The following is a 9,217-nucleotide window of genomic DNA, read 5'->3' as shown; positions in this document are numbered from 1 at the left end:
TTACACCCTTTTCTTTGTTAATTTAAGTAATACTTTGCTCAAGCTTTCTTCCGTAAGATCCTCTGCATCAGCAAAATCTGATACCGTAAAAGCAGACTCTGTTGTTGGTTTATTTATAAGTTGACGAAGGTGCCTCAACATACCATCTGCTATCAATTGAATTTTTAATTTAGAAAACTGTTCTCTACTATACAACCAAACAAAATGTAACTTTTCATCTTTCACCATTCCAATAACATCAATTAGATGAGATGGTTTGGAATCTGGAGCATGATCTAAAAATGTAAATCCTGTCTCTTGCATAAACAAAGATTCCCTTGAGAAAACCTGATCAAATTGGCCCAAATAGTTAAAACTTATTGAAGGCTTTTGCTGATAAAACGGAAGTAATCCTTTATTCAAGTAACGTAAAATACCATAGTCAACTCCACGATTCGGAATTCGACGCAATTGTTCTTTGACAGCCTTTAACCCTTCAATAGGTGTTTGAGTTCCTTGAAAATTGAGATGAACGGGATAAATACTCGTGAACCAGCCCACTGTCCTTGATAAATCAATACCTTCAATTACCTCTTCTCTTCCGTGTCCTTCTAGATGAATAGAAACCGTTTGCTGATTTGTACAATCGACGATAGCTTGTCCTAATGCCGTTAATAGTACCTCATCAATCCTTGTCTTATGAGTTACTGGAACTTCGTGTAACAATTCATGTGTTTCTTCTATTCCTAAAGTCCCTGTCACTTGATCAATCGATTCTTCTGTTGTTTTTTGTATTGGATAGTCCATTGGAATTTTCATCGTTTCTTTTTCTACTTGTTCATTCCAATAATCTTGTACTTCTTTCGAAATACCCGAATCACTGTACGTCTGGAGTCGTTCAGACCATTCTTTAAAAGAAGTACTTTTCGCAGGTAAGCGAACTTCTTGACCTTGTTTCATCTGGTTATATACCGTCTGTAAATCTTCCAATAGAATCCTCCATGATACTCCATCTACTACTAAATGATGAATCACCCAGAATATTCGATCATTTCCAGTCAAGTTATCCTCAAAGTACACTATCCTCATTAACGGACCAGTAACTAGATTGAAACTAGCTTGATTAATGTTCATCTCTTCTTGTATTATTGTATTCCACTCTTTTTCATTAACTTGATTCCGTTTTACAACATGGAGTACTGACAGCTCATCAGTCCCTTCATTTCTCTGCCTCCACGTTCCGTTTGGTAACTGTTTGTACCGGAAACGTAAAGCATCATGATGTTTGAGTAAAGTTACTATCGCTCCCTCTAGTAACTTCACATCCAATCTTTCTTTTACTCTTAATAGCATTGATTGATTCCAATGCTCCAGATGTGGATGTTCTTGCTCGAAGAACCAACACTGAATTGGAGTAAGAGACACATCACCTATCACAATTCCCTGCTCCGCTTGTACTCCCTGCGTTTTTATAGCCACTTGTGCCAGTTCAGCGATAGTTGGGCATTCAAACATTTGCTTTGGAGTAAGTTTTAACCCCACTTGACTTGCTTGAGATATGATTTGAATACTGAGAATCGAGTCGCCACCAATTTCAAAGAAATTATCATAGATTCCCACCTTTTTAACACCTAATACTTGCTTCCAAATGGTAGTCAGTATCTGTTCGTTACTATTCCGAGGGCCAACAGATTCACTATTAATCTGCTTTTCCTCCGGCATAGGTAAGGCCTCACGATCAACTTTACCGTTAGCTGTAAGTGGAATAGCTTCCATCACCACAAATCCCGAAGGAACCATATAACTTGGTAGTTTCGCTTTAAGATACTCTCTCCACGCATCTACATTTCCATCTCCTACAACATATGCTACTAATCTTTTATCGCCTGGCTGATCTTCTCTTACAATTACAACTGCCTCTTTTACAGATGCATATGTATGTAAAGTAGACTCAATCTCCCCAATCTCAATTCGGAAACCACGTATTTTAACCTGATGATCAATTCTTCCACGATAATCCAGATTTCCATCTGGCAAATACCTCGCTAAGTCTCCTGTCCGGTATAATCTCGCTTTCGGATCACTACTAAATGGATGAGATATAAAACGCTCTGCTGTTAATTCAGGTCTCTTTAAATACCCACGTGCCAGTCCTGCCCCACCAATATAAAGTTCACCATCAACACCTATAGGAACAGGTTGTTGATAAGCGTCCAGTATATACACTTCTAAATCGGGAATCCGCTTGCCAATATTACTTCTTGAAGCATGCTGCACATCTTCTAGAGTAATTGGATAATATGTAACATGAACGGTAGTTTCTGTAATTCCATACATATTAATTAACTGTGGTTTTTTATCCCCATACCTTTGAAACCACGGTAACAAGCTAGTAGGTTCTAACGCTTCTCCGCCAAATATGACATAACGCAGTTGCAAATTTTTATTCATATCTTCTTGTTCACACACTTGTATTAATTGTCGAAATGCGGAAGGTGTCTGATTTAGAACTGTGACTTCTTCCTCCACCAATAATTGATAAAAATCCTTAGGTGATCGACTAATCCAGTACGGAACAACAACTAATTTTCCACCATATAATAATGCTCCCCAAATTTCCCATACTGAGAAATCAAATGCATAAGAATGAAAAAGCGTCCAAGTATCTTTTTCATTAAACTGATACCAACAATCCGTTGATTTAAATAACCGAATGACATTGTGATGCTCTATCATAACACCCTTTGGATTCCCCGTTGATCCCGAAGTATAGATCACGTATGCTAAATTTTGGGAACTGACATCAGAAACCGGTAAAGTCTTACTTTCTTTCCCAATCTCATCTTGATCACGATCCAGGCAAATCGACTCAACATTTTCTGGTAAACATTTCAATTCTTTTAAACTTTCTTGCGTTACGAATAACTGAATGCTAGCATCTTCTAAAATATATTGAAGTCGCTGCTCTGGATATGTTGAATCAAGTGGAACATAAGCCCCACCAGCCTTCAAAATCCCTAAAATACCTACAATCATTTCGAGGGAACGTTCAACGCACAGTCCCACTAAAGTATCAGGTCTTACTCCCTTTTTCTGCAAATAATGAGCTAACTGATTTGCGCGTTCATTAAGCTCTCTATAAGTAACTTTTTCTTTTCCATACGTAACTGCAATATCGCGTGGATAGTTCAACGCTTGCTGTTCGAACAATTCATGAATAGTTACTTGAGATGGGAAATCCAGCTTAGGATTGTTGAACTCAACTAAACTTCTTCTTTTATCTTCATCAGAAATGATTTCGATTTCAGCTACCTTCTGCTTTGGTTTTTCAAAAGTGTTTTCCATTATCGCTAACATCACGTTAAAAAAACGTTTTATCTCTTCCTTAGAAAATAGCTCCTCACGATAATCAATATGTACATGTAAAGAGTCAATATCAATTAGATTTTCAATATGCACTGCAAAATCTTGCACCTCTTCATGGTTTGGAATCCATAGTGAGTCACCACTTTCATCACGATCCCTATAATCAATCGTAGTTCCGAAAAGTCTCACATTACTATTATTCTCTTTATTAATCTGCTTTAATAACAAATCAAATGGATATTTCTGGTGTCTCAATAATTTGCTTTGTTTTCTGGATACCCTACTAATAAATGAAAGTACTTCTTCTTCCGGATCAATATCCATTCTTAAAGGAACTGTACTCACCATCATTCCAATCAATTTTCGCTCCATTTTAGTCATACGATTGCCGTAAGCCATTCCTAAACCAATATCAAGCGATGAGGTCCACCGATACATGGACAACGAGAAAGCAGCAACAAAAAAAGTGTATAAACTAATTTTGTAATCTTCAGAAAATTTCTCTATCTTTCTCTTCAAATGCTCCGTTAATATAAATGTCTCACGTGATGCTTTGGTACTAGCTTGGTACGTATTATAGGGCTTCAATCCAGTCACAGATGGCAGTGTTTTAAATTCCTCTAACCAGAATTTTTGATCTTTTTGAAAGCGACTACTATTCAAGTATGTTTGTTCATTAGTCAGAAATTGAACATATGAATTTTCACTTTCACCTTCCTCATTCTCGTTATACATTTCATAATAATATTTTGCAATCTGCTCAGTAAATATTTGAATTGATAAACCATCCATAATAATATGATGAACATTTCCAAAGACTGCACATTCGTTATCGTTTAATTTTATTAAAGCGAAATAGTATAAATTTGAATTAAATAATGTAAACGTTTCTTTTGTTTTCTGCTCAATCCATTCCTCAAGCAAATTTGTATTCTCCACATTACTGAAATCAAAAAACTCAAATTCTTGTTCTTCATGTTTAATAAAATATTGTTTCGGTTCCTGATGCCCATTTTCTTTTAACCTAATGCACAGACCATCATTTTCACTAATGACTCGATTCACAACTTGGTTTAATTTTGAATAATTTATTTTTCGATGAAGTTTAAATAAAAATCTTAAATTACATATTCCTTTATCAGAATGAATAACTTCTGTATACCATATTCTTCGCTGCGGATGGCTTAATGAATAACATTCCTCATTGGTCATAAAAATCTTCCCTTCAAAAATTATTTGCTCTTATAGGTTCGTGTTTATGTTTAGCCCATAAATATTTCTGCAGTGAAACTCCAATTACTCCAATGATAACAAGCCCAATCCCTCCATAAACATAGAGTTGAGTTACTCCGAACAAATGCACTAATGGGCCACTCATAGCAGGAGAAATAATTAAAACTGCGTTTGTTAAACTGCTTTGAATACCAAATACTCTTCCTACTTGATCTTGATCGGATTCTATTTGTAAAATGACTTGATTAGATACAAGCATCAGCCCACTTCCAATACCAGCGATAAAACTAATTAAATAGGCCAAAACGAAGACCGTACCGGGCGTTATCAAACCAATCCCCCCAAAACCAATTCCCATTAAAACCATACCTCCACATACTACCCAGCCATATTGAAATTGTTTTAATTTCTGAGTTAGTAATGCACCAAGTATTCCGCCAAGACCAATAATAGAAATGATATATCCCATTTTACTTTTATCATGTGGGAATAAGCTCTTAAATAAAGTTGGGAATTGTGAGTCTACTAATTGTAATACTGCCATGGCTATTGTAACGAAAATCATAGTTGATAATATTATCCGATTAGATAACACATAACCCCACCCTTGTACCCAAGCGGTCCAAGTACTTTGTTTTTGCTTTTCAACAAATTCTTTCGATATAGTTTCTTTAAATTTTATTGTGGGTATCAGAACTAAGGTAGCTAATAAACAACTTATAGCTCTTATAATGAGGCAGAACTCTGGTTGAAACCAGCTCAGCAACATGCCCCCTATAAGTGGGCCCACTATTTTGGTACCCTGCTCTACTATTCCGTTGATACTTACTGCTTTAGTAAGCAAATCCGGAGAGACAATCTGTCTTGTTAGTGTTTGCTGTGCAGGATAATAGAAAACAATAAAAATGGAACGAATCATTAATGCCACTAAGAGCCAGTGGATATCTTGTACAAATAAAAGAGCAATCGTTATTAGACCAACCATTAGATTACAGAACATCATAATTGGAATTTTTCTAAAACGATCTGCAATAACACCCGCCCATGAGCCAAAAATAATTCCTGGAAGTGCATATGCAACAGGAATCAATCCAATCATAGTAGGATCTACTTCCCATTCAAACCCAACTATAGTCATAATCGCTAACATATCAATAAAAACACCAAGCATAAGCAATGAATAGGCAGAGAAAACTTGTAAATAAACCCTATTTCCTAATAGGCCTTTTGAATCAATAGTTTTCATAAAAGCAAGCTCCTTAGGTTACTAATATAAACACCTTTGTGTATAAGGTACCCCTTTATTAAACCTAATTAATCATTATAAAGATTTCACCTAGAATTTAACTTCGTCAAAACCTAGACTAATCTCAAGGTTTAGCGTATTTTAAATAGTCAGATAAATTTAAGTGCACCTATTTCTTCGTCTTTATATCAACTTTTACAAAATAGCCCTTTACCTTACACTAAAAACAGTTAAACATTAACTTAATATAACCATTTACAGTTGTTGCACATTCAATTCACATCCTTTTTAAAGTTGGCTTTTTTCTATCTCAAATACTATCACACAAATATTTCACCTACTATATTCATAAAGTTGAAATATTTGAATCAGAAAATTCGGATAAAAAACCAAATCCACAAATTATAACAAACTATTATTTAGTTATATTTTCATTTTATAGATAGCTTTAACCATAAGAATATTAAGAATTAAGTTTTTTAATTTTATTAACATAATAGTTTATAGAGACTATAAATCCTACTAAATAAAAAGGTACATATACAATAAAGTATATGTACCTTTCCCTATCCTACATATTTTCTATTCAAATTAATCTCAATAACTAAAATAGATATTAAAAATATAATACTAACAATTACTAATGCACTCATAACAAAGATTGAATAATATATAGTATTGATTTTTTTACATTTACTACCTATTTAACTTATTGGACATTACTGCTTCAAAAAAATTACACATTATACGCAATCGGGATAAATCCCCAAAATATGATTTGACTATGTTATTATATAATATCGTTATGAATCTCTTATAAAATATAATATATTTTAAGGTAATGTAACATCAGTTTTTCTATAAAAGAACTTAATTTTTATGTAGTACGAATTTATTTAGTAATATAATATATTAATTTAGGTATAAGAATGTTTAAAGATCACCTATTTCCGTAGGTGATCTTTTCTTGTGATACTGCATTTGTTCACTACTGTAGAAATATATCGTAGATACACTTTATTTGCTAAATTTTTAGTTCTTTCCATTTATTAAAAAACATAGCTTAATACAATTAATATCATATTTGTTAAATTGCAAACAATTATTTTGTCTTCTGTACAGGCAAACTACTAAAAATCAATTCAGTAACTTTTACATATCCTTTTGAGTTTGGATGAATTAAATCCTTAGACCAAAGCGTATTGTCATTAACTAAATGATGATTCCAAAAATCAACATGATGAAGCTTATACTCTCTGCTCAGTGAATGTATAACTTCATTTGCCTCTAATAATTGTTCTTTTATTACTTGTTTTTTTTCAGAAGCAAAAGGAAGCCTAACTGTAAAATCGGGAAGGTTTGCTATAATAATATCCGCCCCTGCTTTACTTAATGTATCTATCATAAATTCCATATCGTTCTTATATGCATCATGATTCCAACGTCCTTTTAAAACATCGTTTGCCCCTGCAATGAGACTAACCAAATCTGGATTAAAAGTTAATGCCTTTTCCAATTGCTGCGAGCGAATTTCTTTAGTTACTAACCCACGCTTTGCAAAATTGGCATATTCTATATCTTTTTCACACAGTTGAACCAAATGATCTACCCAGCTTTTTAATGCAATTCCCTCAACTTCATCCCCTATCCCCTCTGTAAAACTATCACCAATTGCTACAAATCGCTTCCACATATGTATTCCCCCTTTATTATTAACCATATCTATACTATACAATAGCTCACACCTTAATTGTTATTTCTAAGTGGTTTTCGATTTCAATTACATTCCACTTTAGTATGTTTACATTTAGAACCCAAATTGACCGATTCCTAAGTATACTTAGGAATCGGTCATATTCGTATATTTACTAAAGAAATAAAATCTCCTTAGGAATTATACTTTTTTCAAAAAATTTGTCGTTCTTTGTTTTGCCCAGTTGATACATTTCTTTTCGATTAAATGATACGAAACTATAGAAAAAAGTAGTGTCATTGTAATGCACAAAATAAGAAGGAAAAAGATAGGTATCTTTGTATACAAAAGTTTAAATAGTACCATCATGATTGGAAAGTGGCACAAATAGATACTGTATGAAATTTCTCCTAAATATACAAACACACTCTTATTTAAAAATACTTTTACTTTTAGGTTACTCATAGCCATTATAATAAATATACTAACCCCCATTACGACACCCCAATCTTTTAATAAGAAAGTAGTATCATTACGGGAAAAACCATAAATTAAAATGGAATATAAATATAAAATAATCCCTAATGCAATAAGAAATCCTTTTTTAAATTTTTTCATATTCCTATATGAGTAGATAAGTTTTTCCTGATGCTTAAAAAGTAACATTCCAACCATAAACATAGATGTAAAATGCAGTGTATCGGCATAACCATTATAAAATCCTTCAGCTTTCCCAATATGCAACATATTAAGAAAAACACTAATTAAAGAAAAGCTCAAAGCAAATAGTATCGTTTTCTTCCAATTCAGTTTATAAAAAAGAAGGAATAACAAAGGAAACACAATAGATATACGCATTTCTTGAGCCAATGACCAGATAACTGGATTATAATTTTCCGTAAAAAAGTTATTAAGAAGCACAAAGTGGTTTAAAATATCTAATTTCGTTATAGACCCTTGCCACCTATCATAGAACCAATCCCGTAGCCCTACCACTTCATACGGCGAAAACAAAATAAATAAAGCAAAGGTAATGATTATCCAAAAATAATAAGGAATATAGATTCTTACAAATCTCTTAATTAAATATCCCCAATAATTTGTTTTTGAATGATAAAGTGCCATAGATAACACAAAACCACTTAGTACATAAAAAACGATAACAGCTTCCCCACCCGCCCATAAAAATCTCAGCGGGGAAAATTTAATAGAATTAGGCAACGATGGTAACATTAAACAAAAATGTCCAAATACCACAGTAAGTGCTGCTAACCCTCGTATGGAATCTAATTCTTTTATTCTCTTACTCATAAAATGTTCTCCTTGTAAATTGTAGATTTTGCTGTTCATAAAGGCCGCTATACTAGTGTAGTGGGAGAATTGTACATAATGTCTCTTTAAATCCCTAATATAAGCAGTTCAAAGTCAATCTATGCATCTGTTTTCTGGTCTCCATTTCCTTATATAAATAATTTAAAACAAAATATTTAATACAAAGAAAAGATTTTATTAAATTTTCATAAAATCTAATTACAGAAATAAGTATCTGATATTAATTTTTTATTGTCATTTGATGAAATAATGCATGGTTTTTCTTCATGTACCTTTATTAAATTAACCCTGTACTAGAATGCTTTGAATCAAAGAATTCATAATAAACGCCATCCTTTCTGTATATTTCTACAAAAAGCATAGCGTTT

Annotated in this window: 4 protein-coding genes; all 4 read right to left on the bottom strand. The window is 33.0% G+C overall.

The window, feature by feature from the left end; all coding sequences use genetic code 11:
* Positions 1-4,557, bottom strand: a complete 4,557-nt coding sequence (locus tag DN389_RS26440; RefSeq protein ID WP_149237763.1) for a non-ribosomal peptide synthetase — start codon at positions 4,555-4,557, stop codon at positions 1-3.
* Between the two features lie 13 nt (positions 4,558-4,570).
* Positions 4,571-5,824, bottom strand: coding sequence for an MFS transporter (locus DN389_RS26435; RefSeq protein ID WP_000848289.1), 1,254 nt, complete (start codon positions 5,822-5,824; stop codon positions 4,571-4,573).
* A gap of 1,102 nt (positions 5,825-6,926) precedes the next feature.
* Positions 6,927-7,517, bottom strand: a complete 591-nt coding sequence (locus tag DN389_RS26430) for an SGNH/GDSL hydrolase family protein (protein ID WP_142343520.1) — start codon at positions 7,515-7,517, stop codon at positions 6,927-6,929.
* Between the two features lie 201 nt (positions 7,518-7,718).
* Positions 7,719-8,867 carry an acyltransferase family protein gene (locus DN389_RS26425; protein ID WP_098190481.1) on the bottom strand — a complete coding sequence of 383 codons (1,149 nt, stop codon included), beginning with the start codon at positions 8,865-8,867 and terminating at the stop codon, positions 7,719-7,721.
* Positions 8,868-9,217: the final 350 nt, after the last annotated feature.

Source organism: Bacillus sp. AY3-1 (assembly GCF_008368785.1).
GTDB lineage: Bacteria > Bacillota > Bacilli > Bacillales > Bacillaceae_G > Bacillus_A > Bacillus_A wiedmannii.
The sequence above is the reverse complement of the archived record's forward strand: the minus strand, read 5'-3'. Positions and strand labels throughout refer to the sequence as shown.